The organism is Caldanaerobacter sp., from assembly GCF_049701115.1.
In the GTDB taxonomy this organism is placed as follows: domain Bacteria; phylum Bacillota; class Thermoanaerobacteria; order Thermoanaerobacterales; family Thermoanaerobacteraceae; genus Thermoanaerobacter.
Map to the genome: position 1 here is coordinate 59,973 of NZ_JBNATX010000003.1, position 16,187 is coordinate 76,159.

Below are 16,187 nucleotides of genomic sequence, written 5' to 3' on the forward strand. Positions count from 1 at the left end.
TCGAGGTCAGCTATTATGTCTTCTACATCCTCTGTAACAAAGCCACGCTTTCCACATGATAAGTATAGGGGAACATGTCAACAGGCTGTACTTCTACTGTCCTGTAGCCCGCATCTTCTAAATACCTTAAATCTCTGGCAAGAGTGGAAGGATTGCAGGATACGTACACGATCCTTTTCGGGTTTATACCCACAATAGCCTTTATAACTTCCTTATCGCATCCATCTCTTGGCGGGTCAACTATTACAACTTCCGCTTTTACTCCTTCTTTGTAAAGTTTGGCTATTTCTCTTTCTGCTTTACCCCATACGAATTTTACATTTTTCACCCCGTTTATTTGAGCATTCTTTTCTGCATCCTCTACCGCCTCTTTTACCACTTCAATTCCGTACACAAAAGAGGCTTTTTTTGCTGCAAACAAAGAGATGGTTCCAATTCCTGAATAAACGTCTATTACCACTTCCTTCCCTGTTAGCCCGGTGTACTCAATAGCTTTATCGTATAAAATTTCTGTCTGAACGGGGTTTACCTGAAAAAAAGAAAGAGGAGATATCTCAAATTTTAAATCTTTTATAAAATCTTCAATGGTGCTCTTCCCATAAATTACAATATTCTTATTTCCCAAAACCATTTTGCCCCTGCTGGTATTGACATTTAAAATCACACTTTTGAGTCCAGCAACTTTTTCCTCCAGAGTCTTTATCAGCTTTTCTCTGCAAGGTATATCATCGCCATTCGCAACAATTATTGCCATAACTTCGCCAGTTTTGAAAGCAACCTTTGGCACTACATGTCTTACAAGCCCATCTCCTTTCTTTCTGTCATAAACACTCACATCGCATTCCTTTAACCACTCTCTTACCCCTTCTACGACCTTATTGCTTAAAGGATGCTGTATAAGACAATTATCTACAGGTACAATTTCGTGGGAATGAAAAGAATAAAACCCTGTTATCTTTTCTTTCCCTATTTCGTCCACTACAAATTGCCCTTTGTTTCTGTAATTCAATGGATTCTCCATTCCTATCGCATAGTGAACTTTTGTATAAATCTTTCCTATTCTCTCTAGATTATCCTTTACCTTCTGAGTCTTGTATTCAAGCTGGCCTTTATAACTTAAGTGTTGCAAAGAACAACCACCACACCTATCAGCATAGGGACAAAGAGGATTTACTCTATGTTGGGACTCTTTCAATATTCTTACTGTGCGGCCTCTAAGGTAATTTTTATGGACCTCCTCTATCTCTATAATAACTCTTTCTCCCTTTAAGGCTCCTTTCACAAAAACAGCTATTCCATCGATTCTTCCAACTCCCTCCCCCTCGTGTCCCATACTAGTGATATCTACTTCGTATTTTTCACCTATTTTTACTTTATTCAAGGTCGCTTCCCTCCTCCAAAGAGTATTATAACCTATCGCAAAAAGAAAAAATATAGAGGAGTTTTACTTCTCCCCTAATACATACCTTTTATATACAATTTGTGGCATATCAACTACCTTCCCCTCTATGTTAGATGCAAAAAGCACCACATATTCCGCATGAGCCCAATTGAGAGGAGAAGCCGAATCTGTAGGCAGTCCTGTATCTTCCCAAATTTGCTCTGACAAGACAAAACCTTCATTAGCAAAATTTCTCATATACTCTAGATAGTCATCTGCTTTTTTCCCTGCTGCAATTTCGTACATCCCTCTCTCTCCTGTAAGAAGAGGCCATAATCTGCCTTTACCTTTGCCATGATAAAGTTCTCCTTTGGCGGGTTCACCATAGCCATCATGATTGTACCTGTACCACGAAGGCCCTTTAGGAGTATTTACTTTAAGGAGGCTATCAACTACCGAAATAGTATTCAATATCTTTGGGTCATCATAAGCTTTTACTCCTAATCTTACAAGCTCCAAAAAGCTCGGATCTACGATCTCTTTTTGATCATAAACACCTCCTCCATTAGCAATTCCTATCAAAAAGTCTGCATTGGGGTCTGGTAGTCCCGCAATCCGTATGTAATACTCTCCATTTCCATACGGTCCTTTCGTTGTATAGGTAAGTGTATCTATTAGCTTCTGCCATTTATCTGCTGTTTCAAGATATTTCTTCCATCTTTCCATATCTTTATTCTGTTTTGCAATATCAGCAGCACATACAAGTCCTGCTACTTCAGCGGCCATAGTAGCAGGTGAATATCCTCCTATCTCTTCCCACCGCTCCTGACCGGTCTTTGGACCTACTTTTACTATAAAGTCAGCTAAAGGCTTAACCAGTTTCTCGTACAGGTCATATCGTTTAAGATGATACGCTAAAATTATAGGGTCAGCCTGTTCATCCATTTGAATGCCATTCCAGTAAGGTTCCCCATTTATCCAGGTATTCTGTGGCATAAAACCATTCTTTTCAATCACTTCTGTCATAAAATCCAAAGCCCTATTAGCAGAATCTATATCTCCAGCTGCAATAAAGGCATTAGCTATGTGGTATAGATCTCTTGCCCAAACTAAATGATATCCCCCTTTATTTTCATCTCCCTGTCCTTCTCCCCAGGGAATCGATAAAGAAGCGATAAAAGCCCCTTTGTTAGTTTTATCCTCACTGGCCTTTAAAAACATCAAACTTGTATAATACAGCTCGTCTGCTTTTTTATTAAAGTTTTTGAGGCCATCACAGTACTTATTCCATTCTGCTATATAAACACCTAACATTTTATCATAATTATCCTTTAAAGTGCTAAGAGCTGTCTTTAAAGCCTCTTCTTCGCTTTCCCCAAATGAAAGTACAACCTTAAACTCCGCTTTGTCCTTTAAATCAATTTCAATCCCCTCTATTATATTACCCCTTGCTTTATCGAAACTATATACAAGGCGCCTGTTTTTCTTCAAATCAGTTACAGGATCATTTACACCATTATATCCTATAGAATATCCCTTCCATGCTGCATCAGTCATCAAAGCAGAGTATACATCGTTCCTTTTAGCTAAAAAGCTATATACCCCATTTGCTCTTACTACATACCCTTCATTATCTGCGCTCTGATTAAAAATATGAGGGCTGTACAACAAATAAAGCTTATAATCTTCCAAATTTCCTTTCAAAGCTTCAAATTTGACCTTCATTACAAGTGAGTTTCTTCGGGGGTCAGTAAAAATTTCTTTGGTTATTTTATAACGTCCATCTTTATCCACATTGACAAGCCGATAGGCTAAAGACCTGTCATTTATCCTTTCTACCTTGCTCGTTGAATCAATTGTCTCATCTGAAACAAAAGTTTTCCCGTCTGTGACGATAAATTTTAAAAATTTACTATTAGCCCTGTCGATAGCAGGGTAATAAACTTCCGATATAGCTCCTCTTGATAAAGTAAACCAAACTTTCGATATATCATTATTAGCAGTACCGATTCCCTGCTTTTGCCCAGGTCCCCAGGTACCTCTTTCTCCAGGTTGTTGAGGGGCTTCTGATTTATCTAAATGCTCTATTTTGACATATGAGACATCAGAAGTACATCCAGAAAGTAGAACAACGGAAAACATTAAAATCATAACAAAAATGCTGATTTTTTTAATCATTAACTTTTCCCCCTTACACGCGCAAACGTTTGTCAGCATATCAAAAAAAAAGAAAAGAGAAGGTTACCCTCTATGACAATTATATCCAAATTCTATGTAATATATACCTAAACTCCCTGGTCATTGAACACATTCCAACAACATTTGATATACCTCTGGCAAAACCTTTTTCAAATTTATCGGTTTTCTCGTACTATCAGTAAAAGGGTGCTCGGTATGACCCTGAGCCAAAAGTTTCCCATCGTCTTTCCTTATTATTTCATATAAAAATTTTATTCTAGTTCCCGTCACAAATTCAAGTCGAGTCCTTATTATAATCATATCATCGTAAGAAGCAGAAGAAAAATATTTACAGTGAGCCTCGATTACAGGAAGCATTACGTCTTTTTCCTCTAAATCCCTGTAGCTCATCCCTAAAGAGCGGAAAAACTCTGTCCTGCCAATTTCAAACCAGTTAAAGTAATTTGCATAGTAAACTATTCCCATTTTATCGGTCTCACCATAGCGGACCCTTACTTCCGCATCCCAAATATGCATATAAATCACTCCTTAAAATCTAAAAGAAAAAGGTCATTTTATGTTCACAATTCCTTTATACACTAGTCCTCTTGTGGTGTCAACAGTTATAGTCATTCCATCTTGAAGTTTTGATGTTGCTCCTTCACATCCAACAATTACAGGAATCCCAAGGTTGAGGCCAACGATAGCAGCATGGGAAGTAAGTCCGCCCTCTTCTGTTATAATAGCAGAAGCCTTTTCGATAAATGGCATAAATTCTCTTTCTGTTTTAGTCGTAACAATTATGTCGCCCTCCTTAAACTTATCTTTGTCTTTAGCTAGGTCTTTTATTACACATACATTGCCTGTGGTAGATTTTGAACCAACACCAATCCCTCTTAAAATCACATCCCCTACTATGTGCACTTTCAACATATTGGTAGTTCCAGTCATAGCAACAGGTATACCAGCGGAAATCACTACAATGTCTCCATTCTTAATGAGCCCAGCTTTTAAAGCGCTTTCTATTGCAACATCTATCATTTCGTCGGTAGTTGAGACTTCTTTCGTCACAAGCGGGTATACTCCCCAGACAATTGAAAGTTTCCTAGCTACTTGCTCACTGGGTGTAGTAGCTATGATCGGAGAAGAAGGTCTGTATCGCGATACCATTCTAGCCGTATAACCTGATTTAGTACAAGTTATGATTGCCGAAGCTCCTATATCCCTTGCAGTAGTACAAGTTGCATGACTTATGGCATTGGTTATAGAAACATTTCTTGCACCACTTCCTCCCACGATGTCTCTGTACTGGACGTAAACCTCTGTCTTTTCAGCAATTCTTGCCATCGTTTCAAAAGCTTCTACAGGATACTTGCCCTGGGCCGTCTCACCTGACAGCATTATAGCATCTGTTCCATCTAAAATAGCATTGGCCACATCCGTAACTTCTGCGCGGGTGGGACGGGGATTCCTCATCATGGAATCCAGCATTTGGGTAGCTGTAATAACCGGTTTTCCAGCCTCATTGCACTTTTTTATAATCATTTTCTGCACTATCGGTATTTCTTCCAAAGGTATTTCAACTCCCAAATCCCCTCGAGCCACCATTATGCCGTCAGACACCTTTATTATTTCGTCTATGTTTTCTACTCCTTCTCTGTTCTCTATCTTCGCTATTATTTGTATGTGGTCTGCCTTATTATCCTCAAGGAGCCTTCTTATGGCAAGTACATCTGCGGCTTTTCTCACAAAAGAAGCCGCTATCATGTCTATGCCCTTTTTTATGCCAAATTGGATGTCATCTATGTCCTTTTGAGTCAAGGCAGGAAGGTTTAGCTTAACCCCGGGTACATTTACTCCTTTATGGTCACCAAGAAATCCAGAATTTTCTACTAAACAAACTATATCCGTGTCCTTTACTTCCATGACTCTCAGGGAAATCAAACCATCGTCAATTAAAATTTGGGTTCCTTTTGAAACATCCTGAGGCAATCCTTTATAAGAAACGCTGACATATGTCTCATCTCCTACTACATCTTCTGTAGTAAGTGTAAAAGTTTGGCCTTCTTTTAATTCTACTCCTCCATTTTTAAATTTCCCAATTCTTATTTCGGGGCCCTTGGTATCAAGCAAAATAGCTACAGGAAGCCCTAGTTCTTCTCTTATTTTCTTTATGTTATCTATTCTTGCTCCGTGTTCTTCGAAATCACCGTGAGAAAAATTAAGTCTGGCAACGTTCATTCCTTTCTCTATCAGCTTCCTCAATATGTTGTAATCCTCGCTTGCAGGTCCTATTGTACAAACTATCTTTGTTCTTCTCATAACTTCACTCCTTAAAAATTTTTATATAGAGAGGATTTTGCTGAGTTCATAGAGTTTTCTGTTGAATTCCTTTTTCATTGAAAGTGCCTCATCTATATCGTCATCGACAATCTGGTTGTTTCTTATGCTTATTACCCTCTTTGTCTTATTTTCAAGGAGAAGCTCTACAGCCCTTGCCCCCATCTGACTTGCCAAAATCCTATCAAAAACAGTGGGAGCACCTCCCCTTTGGATGTGTCCAAGTATTGTGTACCTTAAATCCAGCTTTGGAAGCCTTTCTTTTATCATCTTTGCTAATTCTGGAGCACTCATAACTCCTTCTGCCAATACTATTATATGGTGCAGCTTTCCTCTCTTTATTCCATAAGTTATTTTATCACATATTTCATCTATACTCCATTCCATTTCAGGCAAAATTATCATCTCTGCTCCACCAGCAACCCCCGCATAAAGAGCGATATATCCCGAATTTCTGCCCATTACTTCGATTATATTGGCTCTTTCATGAGAAGTCGCTGTATCCCTAACTTTGTTTATGGCATCTATCACAGTATTGCAGGCAGTATCAAATCCAATGGTATAATCCGTACAAGGAATGTCATTGTCAATAGTCCCAGGAATACATATAGTATTGACATTCCACTCCTCACTTAAAAGCTGGGCTCCTCTAAAAGAGCCATCCCCTCCTATAACCACAAGTCCATCGATTCCGTGTTTTTGTAAAGTCTCATACGCTTTTTTTCTCACTTCTTTTTGCTTAAACTCTTCACAGCGGGCAGTTCGTAAAATTGTACCACCTCTTTGTATTATATCTCCCACTGAAGAAAGCTCTAAATCTATTATCTCATCCTCTACAAGACCAGCAAAACCTCTCATAACACCTTTAACCTTAAGCCCATAATAGATCCCTGTCCTAACTACGGCTCTAATGGCCGCATTCATCCCAGGTGCATCTCCACCGCTTGTCAGTATTCCAATAGTTCTCATCACATTCCCTCCTTTTTATCCCACATGGACTTTATATGTCCCTGTTTTTTTAAAGAAAGCCCTTCGGGCAAAAAAAAATCATAATCCGTATTCAATAATGATGCTATGAGCATCTTGCGCTTCTGCCTTAGGAACTAAAACTTCACAGTAAGTACCCTTCTTATCCAATTTTTTATTAAGTGGACGCAACTTCACGAGAAAACCTTCTTTTGTCAGCACTTCTTTAACTTTTTCTGCTGTTTCCATATCTTGTGCCATGTAGACTACCGTCCACATAAAATTTCCTCCTTAGAGTTTCTAGATAATATTTTAATCTATTTTCTTTCACTTATCAACTTGAAAAATCACATCACTTTCACATTTTCTTTCCCCACAATCCCCTCAAGTTCCTCGATTAGCTTTTCACTGCCATTTACCCATAAATCTCTATTAGCTGCAAGAAGTTTGCTGTTAACCTTCAAAACAACAGGCATATTACCCGGTGCTTTTTTCAGCACTTCTTTAACCTCCTCAATTTTTGAAGAATCTTCCATATTTATATAAAGCTTTTTTACTATTACCTCTGACAAAAGCTTTATTTCATCGCAAAGAATTTTAGGCTCTTCTTCCTCTTTTAAACTCACTTTTCCTTTCACTAAAACAATCTTATCTTCTTTTATCAAGGAAGAATACCTCTCGTATACCGTAGGAAACACTATGATTTCTACAGTACCGTACATATCTTCTAAAGTAACAAAAGCCATTATATTACCATTCTTTGTAAATTTAACTTTTTTGGCAACTATAACCCCCGCTATCTTAACTTCCTGATTATCCCGTAACTTCAATGTAAACATCTCTTCATCAGGACTTATCTTGAAATCTAAAGTAGTAACGTTTGTAACTTTGGGTATGTCTTGTGCATACTCCTCCAAGGGATGTCCACTTATATAAAGACCTAACGTCTCTTTCTCCATTGAGAGAATTTTGCTCTTTGGATATTCCTCCATATCGGGAAACTCAAAATCAATCTCTTTAGAATCCTTTGCTACTTCAAACAACGAAATTTGCCCTTCAATAGCGCTGCTTCTGGCCTTTTTTACGCTTTCCATAAGTTTATCATAAGAATGAAGAAGTTGAGCTCTCTTTACTCCCAAAGAAGAAAAAGCTCCAGCTTTAATCAAACTTTCAATCGCCTTTTTATTGATCTGTGTCTCCTGCATTCTCTCGAAAAAGTCAACTACAGACCTAAATTTTCCTCCCCTTTTTCTCTCCTTCACAATTTCCTCCGTAACATTGACCCCCACGTTTTTGACAGCACTCAATCCAAATCTTATCTTATCCTCCACAACAGTAAAATAAGATTCACTCTCGTTTATATCGGGAGGCAATACTTTTATACCCATTTTTTTACATACCTGAACATAGAAAGCAATCTTATCAAGATTGTCCACAAAGCTGTTTAAAAGAGCTGCCATAAATTCTACTGGAAAATATCTTTTTAAATAGGCCGTCTGATAGGCTATTACTGCATACGCTGCAGCGTGAGACTTGTTAAACGCGTAATTTGCAAATTCTAACATTTGGTCAAAAAGTCTATTTGCTGTCTCTTCATCGAGCCCATTTCGGAGAGCACCCGGTACCACTACATTTCCCTTCTCATCAACTATCCCGTAGATAAAATTCTTTCTCTCCTGCTCCATCACATCCATCTTCTTCTTGGCCATTGCTCTTCTTACCAAATCTGCTCTGCCAAGAGAATAGCCAGCTACATCTCTGACGATTTGCATAACCTGTTCCTGATACACCAAAGATCCATAAGTCACTTCCAATATCGGTTTCAAAATTGGGTGCTCATACTCTATTTTTTCTGGGTTATTTCTATTAGCAAGATATTTAGGAATCTGATCCATAGGACCAGGTCTGTAAAGAGATATGCCAGCAATTATATCCTCCAGATTCTTAGGCTTAAGCTCTGTCATAAACTGTTTCATACCAGAAGACTCTAATTGGAAGACCCCTTCTGTTTCACCCCTCGAAATAAGTTCATAAACCTTGGGGTCTTCATAGTCTAGAGAATCTAAATCTATATCAATTCCCCTGTTTTTCTTGACCATCTCAATAGTATCTCGTATCACAGTAAGAGTCCTCAACCCCAAAAAATCCATCTTCAAAAGGCCTAGCTCTTCTAAGGTAGTCATAGGAAACTGGGTTACAATAGAATCATCGTTTTTTTGCAAAGGCACATGATTTACAAGTGGTTCCTTGGATATCACGACTCCTGCCGCATGGGTAGATGCATGTCTTGGAAGCCCTTCTAAAGACCTTGAAATATCTATGAGCTGTCTCACTCTTTCCTCTTTTTCGTATCTTTCTCTAAGTTCTGGATTTAGCTCCAAAGCTTTATCTATCGTCATCCCCAATTCAAAGGGTATCATCTTCGCTATTTCATCTACTTCTGCATAAGAATACGCAAGAGCTCTTCCTACGTCTCTTATAACAGCCCTGGCCGCCATGGTTCCAAAAGTGATGATCTGGGCTACATTTTCCTCTCCGTATTTTTTAACCACATAATTGATCACTTCTTCGCGCCTTTCATAACAAAAATCCGTATCAATATCTGGAAGACTAACTCTCTCAGGATTTAGAAACCTCTCAAATAGTAAATTGTACTTTATAGGATCTACATTGGTAATACCTAAAGTATAGGCTACTAAGCTCCCAGCAGCAGAACCTCTACCCGGCCCCGTTATTATGCCATTGTCCTTCGCAAATTTTATGAAATCCCAGACTATCAAAAAATAGTCCACATAACCCATATCTTTTATGACTGAAAGCTCATACTCCAATCTATCGATTATCTCTTTATCAGGATTTTTATATCTCTTGTAAAGCCCCTCATAACAGAGATTTCTCAAATACTCAAAAGAGTTCTCACCCTCAGGCAAATCATATTTAGGAAGTTTGATTTTATTAAATTCAATCTCCACATTGCACATATCCGCAATTTTTTCTGTGTTTTCTAAAGCATCCTTACAACAAGCAAAAAGTTCTTCCATTTCCTGAGGAGACTTAAGGTAAAACTCTTCTGTAGGGAAAACCATTCTGTCTTCATCTTTAATCGTCTTCCCTGTCTGTATGCAAAGGAGAACTTCATGGGCTTTGGCATCTTTTTTCTCTAAGTAATGGACATCATTTGTGACAACTAACGGTATCCCCGTCTCTTTCGACATTCTTATAAGCTCTTTATTAACTCGTTTCTGCTCCAAAATTCCATGGTCTTGAAGTTCTAAATAGAAATTCCCTCTCCCGAAGATAGAATCATAAAAGAGTGCCACTTCCTTTGCCCTTTCATAATCTCCCCTTAAAATCAAGGAGGGAATCTCCCCTGCAAGACAAGCACTTAAAGCTATTAAACCTTCGCTATGTTTTTTTAAAAATTCTTTATCCACACGAGGTTTATAGTAAAACCCTTCTATAGAGGCAGCAGTCACTATTTTCATTAAATTTTTATAGCCTATCATATCCTTTGCTAAAAGCACTAGATGATAATTTTCATCGTCAATCCCATATTCCTTATCCTGCATCCTCCTGGGAGCTACATATATTTCGCATCCTATGATAGGCTTTATTCCCTGGGCTACAGCCTCTTTATAAAAATCTATGACTCCATACATGGCTCCATGGTCCGTAATTGCTATCGCTTTCATTCCCAGTTCTTTAGTTTTTGAAATCAGGTCTTTTATCCTGCAGGACCCATCCAGTAAACTGTACTCCGTGTGAACATGAAGATGTACAAACATATTTATCACCTAAACCATTTTAATTCTTTTAAAAAGCCTGACAGACATCAATGCCTTCGCAATCTCTTCCTTTTCATGTATTATCCCTATTTCAACTTTACTAAAATTGTTGCTCATCTCTATGACTCTGGCAGAAATCTCAATTACGTCCTCCATTTTCATCGGCTTTATAAAATACACAGAAAAATTGTCTAAAACCGCATCGTATCTCTTGTTCTGAGTAATTGCAAAGATACCTGTTTCACACATTAACATCATGAGGGCACTGCTGCTTACAGTGCCAAATTGATTTATCATCGTAGAAGGAACTTTTCCCTTGAATTTAATGCCATTATCTATTTTCTCCATCTCAAAGTCCTTAAATATGGTATCTTGAATAGCTTCACTTATCTGAGGCTGCTTTGACATGTAATGTAAAGCTTTAATGACATCTTCTCTACTTATAAGTCCAATGAGTTCTTTCCCTCTTGTCACAGGAAGTATTTCTACATTCCACCATATCATGAGATGGGCCGCATAAGATAAAGTAGTAGTATCTGTAACAAAGACTGGATTGGGTGTCATTATATCTCCTATTTTATCATCCTCGTAAGCAGTTGCTACATCCCTGGATGTCACCATCCCTACCAATATCCCTTTAGAATCTACCACTGGAAATCGGGTGTGTTTTGTCTCTGCATACAATTTTTTCCAATCTTTTACCGTCTGATTGGGAGTCATGTAAACGGGATTAGGGGTCATCACATCACTAACATACAAGATCCTCTTTCTGGTCATACTTTCGTTTATTGCCTTGTTTATAAGAGTAGCAACAGTAAAAGTATCATAAGAAGTAGAGATTAGCGGCAAAGAAAGCCTATCGGCCAGTTCTTTTATATGGGGTAAAGTATCAAATCCCCCCGTTATCATAACAGCCGCTCCAGCTTTCAATGCCGCCTCCTGCGCATCTTCTCTATTACCTATTATTACTAAATCCCCGGGTGTTATGTACTTCACCATTTCTTCTATAGTCATGGCACCAATCAAAAACTTTTTGAGCTCCATCTGCATACCGCCATGTCCCCCTAATACTACTCCTTCAACCACGTTGGTTATGACCTCATAGGTGAGCCTGTCAAACATAGGCTCTTTCTGTTTCCTCCTTATAGTTCCAACCCGAGGAATTGTAGTAACCAGCATCAGCTTTTCTGCATCTTTTATGGCTTTATAGGCGGTACCTTCACTTATCTTGAGAGCTTGCGCCAGACCTCTTACAGAAATCTTAGTTCCTTCTGGTAGTTTCTTTATATACTCCAAGACCATTTCATTTTTAGTCATTCCCATCATCCTTTTACACAAAAAAGGTTTCTAAAAAGAAACCTTTTTTGCTTATTCTTCTCCAAACTTGGACTCAATGAGCTCCACCAAAGCCTTTATAGCTTCATCTTCATCGTCTCCTTCGGCACTCAATTTCACCACATTGCCTTGTGAGACTCCTAAAGACATTATTCCCATAATACTCTTGGCATTTACTTTTTTATTGTCCTTTTCTACCCAAATCTGAGAAGAAAATTTACTGGCAGTTTGCACAAACAAAGCCGCTGGTCTTGCATGAAGCCCAGTCTTATTTTTGATTTCAATAGTAACTTCTTTCATTACTGAACTCTCCTCTCTTTTAATTTGTTTGAAATTTCTTCAATTTTTCTGAGCCTGTGGTTCACCCCTGATTTGCCTACAGGAGGAACCAGCATTTTACCTAATTCTTTCAAGCTGAGGTCAGGGTATTTAACCCTCAGCTCTGCTACCTCTCTCAGACTCGGGGGCAAATAATCAAGTCCAACAGTTTTTTTAATGTAATTTATACTTTCTATTTGCCTCAAAGAAGCATTAATGGTTTTTGTCAAATTTGCGGTCTCGCAGTTGACTATTCTGTTCACATTATTCCTCATCTCTTTATAAATCCTCACATTTTCCAAAGTAAGAAGAGCATTGTGCGCCCCCATTATGTTTAAAAGGTCTACAATCTGTTCTCCTTCTTTTAAGTATACTACATAATTATTTTTTCTTGCAATAACCTTAGAATTCAAATTAAAAGAATTGATCAACTTGCTCAAATCTTCTCCATGTTCCAGACTGTGAGTTACAAACTCTAAATGATAAGCTTTCTCTGGGTCACTGATAGAACCACCTCCTAAAAACGCTCCTCTAAGGTATGCTTTTTTCATCTTCATTGTCCTTATAATTTTTTTATCTATTCCATAGCTTAATTTGAGATGTCCTTTTTCTTTATTTAATATTCTCGTTTCTTCCAAAATATCTCTTACTGTCTTGCTATCACTTATGAACAGAATATATGTCAACGCTTTCTTTAAATACTTGCCTCTTCTTACCATGACTTCAGAAGATACTTCGAAAAGGTCCTTTATTAACTTGAAAGTAAGACGAGCTACTGAAGCATTTTCTGTACTCAAAACAAGTGAAAGCCTATCGTTCCCATAAAAAGATATGCTCCCCATCATTCTGATTATGGCAGCCAGCTCTGATATCTTGCTCTCCCTATCTTCAGGATAAATTCTTGAGAGCTCGTTTTTCGTATCTGATGAGAAAGACATAAGGACCACCTCTTTGGCTTTATCATTATTATACTACATATTTTCGAAAAAAAAACTCCTCCTCGAGGGAGGAGAGATAAAGAGGCAAGTTTAAAATCACACTTATTTACTTTCTCTCTTAAAGGTCTCCCCATCGGAATCCATGTAAACCTTAAGTTTCTCACGCTCTCCCGCTTCTATCAATCTTTTAATAATCTCAAGCTTAGATACATCGTAGTTAGAATAAAGTCTTTCGTAATCTTTGTAATAATAATAATCTCTTCCATACCGGGAAGTGTTTTTCATACTATCACCCCTGTTTTCTAAAAACAGAAGGGGAAAACACTCCCTTCTATTCTTTACATGTATTATACTATTCACCCCTTCTTCGATTTGTTACTTCAAAATATAGGCAGTATTAGGCTTTAAATACAACAGGTTCCCACTCCTTTTTAATTCACCCATTCCCAATATATCTTCTTTTCCTCCCGCTTCTTCCAAAAATATCACTTCTTCTTTGCTGCTGTTGTTGATGATGATAACTATAGATTTCTTATCATATTCTCTTTTAAAGGCAAATACCCTTCCAACAGCGTAAAGGGTAGTAAAACTGCCATACTTTAATTCCTCATATTCCTTCCTTATTCTAATAAGTTTTTTGTAAAATTCTAAAATGCTTTTATTTTGCTTCTCTTCTTCCCATATCATACACCTTCTGCAATCAGGGTCAAATCCCCCTACCATTCCTACCTCGTCTCCATAATAGATGTAAGGTACCCCTATAAACGTAAATTGAAAAACCAGTGCCAACTTCATTCGCACTACCATTCCACCTGCAAGGGTCAAAAACCTTTCGGTATCGTGACTGCCAATAAGATTAAACATAACTCTGTTCACGCTTTCCATATGCCTCATTAGTTGCTCAGTTATCAAAGTATTAAATTTTACAGCACTTATCTTCCTTTTTGCAAAAAAATCCACAACTGCATTCCTGAAAGGATAGTTCATCACAGAATCAAACTGATCACCCCTCAACCAAGGAGAGGCATCATGCCACACTTCCCCCACTATTATAGCGTCCTTTTTAGCCTCCTTAACAACGTCTCTAAACTTTCTCCAAAAATGGTGGTCTATTTCGTTAGCCACGTCCAACCTCCAACCATCTATGTCCACCTCTTTAATCCAATACTCAGCAACTTCTAACAGGTACTTCTGTACTTCCGGATTTTTAGTCATGAGCTTGGGCATTCTCCACACATTTTCTCCAAAAGTCTCATAAGTAGGCTTTGGATGGGTTTTAATAGGCCATTCGTACACGTTGAACCATTCCCAATACTTTGACTTTGGCCCATTTTTGACTACATCTTGAAAGGCAAAAAAGTCATATCCACAGTGATTAAAAACAGCATCAAATATCACCTTTATGCCATTGTCATGGCATTTTTTTACAAGTTCTCTTGCCTTCTCTGTATCTCCAAAATGCGGGTCTATCGTGTAATAATCTGTCGTATCATATTTATGGGTAGAAGGAGACAAGAATACCGGGGTCAAATAAATAGCATTTATACCTAATTCCTTTAGATAGTCGATCTTATCGATTATGCCCTGCAAATCTCCACCAAAAAAAGAATCTGAAGTGGGTTTTTCGCCCCAAGGCCTCACATTTTCAGGGTCATTAGTCTTATCCCCATTGTTAAATCTGTCAGGAAAGATCTGATAAACTATGCATTCGTTTGCCCAATCTGGTGGAGAAAATATGTCTTTTTCTCTTATGTAAGGATAGTGGAAAAACCCCCAAAAGTTATCCTCCGGTCTTTTTTTAAAAAAACCTGCTTCTGTATAATAAAGCTTCTCACCTGCTTCAGAAACCAAATAAAAAAAGTAAAGGAACCTTCGATTCAACTCAAGGGTGGTCTCATAGTAATCAAAAAGCTCATTGGTGTGGGCTAGAGTCATGGGTTTTACCTTAAATTTGCCCAACCAATCATATCTGTCTTTGAAAAACACGTACACTCTGTCAACATCAAAAACCGCCGTCCTCAAAACTATTTTTACCTGATCTTTATTCACAGGATATGCATAAGGTATATCACTTTTGTGGAATATAGCTTCTTTTATCATATCTTTCCCCTTTCTATGTATGCATGATTATAGTAATTGGAGAAGGAGTATTTATTACTGGCAACTCTTCGCCATCTACACTTATTTTAACAGCTGGAGGATAACCCATCAATATACTAATATCCCCTTTCACCTCAAAAGTCTTTGTCATACCTGAGGTAAGTAAACCTTCATATACGAGATTACCATCTACTTTTACACTAAACCAACATTTTTCACCTATCATGCTTATTTCAACCTTGTAGGAAGAAGAAGCAGGTGTTACTTTGTACTCTATTTTTCTAGAAGTTTCCGAGACTTTTTCCAAGGTAGTTTTAGGTGAAATAGTGGAAGTTACATCTTCTTGAGAAGGGGTCGATGATGGGGCTTTATATTCACTTTCGGGAGCTGTCTGGGAAACTTCTTGTTGAGGCGGAATAGGTGCAAGGCCTTTTTTAACTTGGAGGAAAAAGTAATAAAACCCATATCCAATAATGCCTATTATCAAAATAGAGACAATAGCCTTTTTCAATACTGAAAAAAGCCAAGAAAAATCAAAAGAAGTTTTTTTATAACTTTTAACCTTGACCACATCTTCTTCTTTTTCTTTAAACAAATGTTCGTATTTCTTCACAATTTCATTGCCATCAAGTCCTAGTGCCTCTGCATAACTTTTTACAAATCCTTTTGCATAAACCATAGCGGGCATCACACTAAAATCACCATCTTCTATGGCCTTTAAATATCTAGTTCGGATTTTAGTAATCTCCTGAATCTCCTCAAGAGTCATCCCCCTCTTGAGTCTTTCGCTTTTTAAAAATTCTCCCAATTCGTTCATTCCCTATCACCCCTTGCCAAACCATCCAT

The 16,187-nt window shown here is 37.9% G+C and carries 13 protein-coding genes; all 13 read right to left on the reverse strand.

Going from position 1 to position 16,187, the window contains the following annotated elements; genetic code table 11:
• Window positions 1-22: 22 nt before the first annotated feature.
• Window positions 23-1,381 (reverse strand): 23S rRNA (uracil(1939)-C(5))-methyltransferase RlmD, encoded by a 1,359-nt coding sequence (gene rlmD, locus ACPLVE_RS02560; RefSeq protein WP_424609560.1) that lies wholly within the window; start codon window positions 1,379-1,381, stop codon window positions 23-25.
• 63 nt (window positions 1,382-1,444) lie between these two features.
• The gene (locus ACPLVE_RS02565) at window positions 1,445-3,559 is read right to left on the reverse strand and encodes a glucan 1,4-alpha-glucosidase (protein WP_424609562.1); all 2,115 of its coding nucleotides are present in this window, start codon (window positions 3,557-3,559) and stop codon (window positions 1,445-1,447) included.
• 120 nt (window positions 3,560-3,679) lie between these two features.
• Entirely contained in the window at window positions 3,680-4,096 is a 417-nt protein-coding gene (locus ACPLVE_RS02570) for an acyl-CoA thioesterase (RefSeq protein ID WP_424609564.1), read from the reverse strand.
• Window positions 4,097-4,129: 33 nt separating this feature from the next.
• The gene (pyk, locus tag ACPLVE_RS02575) at window positions 4,130-5,881 is read right to left on the reverse strand and encodes a pyruvate kinase (RefSeq protein WP_424609566.1); all 1,752 of its coding nucleotides are present in this window, start codon (window positions 5,879-5,881) and stop codon (window positions 4,130-4,132) included.
• 21 nt (window positions 5,882-5,902) lie between these two features.
• Window positions 5,903-6,868, reverse strand: coding sequence for a 6-phosphofructokinase (pfkA, locus tag ACPLVE_RS02580; RefSeq protein WP_424609568.1), 966 nt, complete (start codon window positions 6,866-6,868; stop codon window positions 5,903-5,905).
• 78 nt (window positions 6,869-6,946) lie between these two features.
• The gene (locus tag ACPLVE_RS02585) at window positions 6,947-7,144 is read right to left on the reverse strand and encodes a hypothetical protein (protein WP_424609570.1); all 198 of its coding nucleotides are present in this window, start codon (window positions 7,142-7,144) and stop codon (window positions 6,947-6,949) included.
• A 68-nt stretch (window positions 7,145-7,212) separates the two neighbouring features.
• Complete coding sequence (locus ACPLVE_RS02590) at window positions 7,213-10,650, reverse strand: DNA polymerase III subunit alpha (protein ID WP_424609611.1); 3,438 nt, start codon at window positions 10,648-10,650, stop codon at window positions 7,213-7,215.
• A gap of 9 nt (window positions 10,651-10,659) precedes the next feature.
• Complete coding sequence (locus tag ACPLVE_RS02595) at window positions 10,660-11,967, reverse strand: DRTGG domain-containing protein (protein ID WP_424609572.1); 1,308 nt, start codon at window positions 11,965-11,967, stop codon at window positions 10,660-10,662.
• A 51-nt stretch (window positions 11,968-12,018) separates the two neighbouring features.
• On the reverse strand, window positions 12,019-12,285 hold the full coding sequence (locus ACPLVE_RS02600; RefSeq protein WP_424609574.1) for an HPr family phosphocarrier protein: 267 nt from the start codon (window positions 12,283-12,285) through the stop codon (window positions 12,019-12,021).
• Complete coding sequence (gene whiA / locus ACPLVE_RS02605) at window positions 12,285-13,241, reverse strand: DNA-binding protein WhiA (protein WP_424609575.1); 957 nt, start codon at window positions 13,239-13,241, stop codon at window positions 12,285-12,287. Before whiA ends, ACPLVE_RS02600 begins: the two co-directional genes overlap by 1 nt.
• A 102-nt stretch (window positions 13,242-13,343) precedes the next feature.
• Window positions 13,344-13,526 carry a hypothetical protein gene (locus ACPLVE_RS02610; protein WP_424609577.1) on the reverse strand — a complete coding sequence of 61 codons (183 nt, stop codon included), beginning with the start codon at window positions 13,524-13,526 and terminating at the stop codon, window positions 13,344-13,346.
• 90 nt (window positions 13,527-13,616) lie between these two features.
• Entirely contained in the window at window positions 13,617-15,341 is a 1,725-nt protein-coding gene (locus tag ACPLVE_RS02615; protein WP_424609579.1) for a glycoside hydrolase family 13 protein, read from the reverse strand.
• A 13-nt stretch (window positions 15,342-15,354) separates the two neighbouring features.
• The gene (locus tag ACPLVE_RS02620; RefSeq protein ID WP_424609581.1) at window positions 15,355-16,158 is read right to left on the reverse strand and encodes a helix-turn-helix domain-containing protein; all 804 of its coding nucleotides are present in this window, start codon (window positions 16,156-16,158) and stop codon (window positions 15,355-15,357) included.
• Window positions 16,159-16,187: the final 29 nt, after the last annotated feature.

Bases quoted from the DNA above. Each gene is read 5' to 3' on its own strand.
- whiA (WP_424609575.1), bottom strand. From the start codon at position 13,241: ATGTCTTTCTCATCAGATACGAAAAACGAGCTCTCAAGAATTTATCCT.
- pyk (WP_424609566.1), bottom strand. From the start codon at position 5,881: ATGAGAAGAACAAAGATAGTTTGTACAATAGGACCTGCAAGCGAGGAT.
- ACPLVE_RS02610 (WP_424609577.1), bottom strand. From the start codon at position 13,526: ATGAAAAACACTTCCCGGTATGGAAGAGATTATTATTATTACAAAGAT.
- ACPLVE_RS02570 (WP_424609564.1), bottom strand. From the start codon at position 4,096: ATGCATATTTGGGATGCGGAAGTAAGGGTCCGCTATGGTGAGACCGAT.
- ACPLVE_RS02590 (WP_424609611.1), bottom strand. From the start codon at position 10,650: ATGTTTGTACATCTTCATGTTCACACGGAGTACAGTTTACTGGATGGG.
- ACPLVE_RS02595 (WP_424609572.1), bottom strand. From the start codon at position 11,967: ATGACTAAAAATGAAATGGTCTTGGAGTATATAAAGAAACTACCAGAA.
- ACPLVE_RS02600 (WP_424609574.1), bottom strand. From the start codon at position 12,285: ATGAAAGAAGTTACTATTGAAATCAAAAATAAGACTGGGCTTCATGCA.
- ACPLVE_RS02585 (WP_424609570.1), bottom strand. From the start codon at position 7,144: ATGTGGACGGTAGTCTACATGGCACAAGATATGGAAACAGCAGAAAAA.
- ACPLVE_RS02565 (WP_424609562.1), bottom strand. From the start codon at position 3,559: ATGATTAAAAAAATCAGCATTTTTGTTATGATTTTAATGTTTTCCGTT.
- ACPLVE_RS02620 (WP_424609581.1), bottom strand. From the start codon at position 16,158: ATGAACGAATTGGGAGAATTTTTAAAAAGCGAAAGACTCAAGAGGGGG.
- pfkA (WP_424609568.1), bottom strand. From the start codon at position 6,868: ATGAGAACTATTGGAATACTGACAAGCGGTGGAGATGCACCTGGGATG.
- ACPLVE_RS02615 (WP_424609579.1), bottom strand. From the start codon at position 15,341: ATGATAAAAGAAGCTATATTCCACAAAAGTGATATACCTTATGCATAT.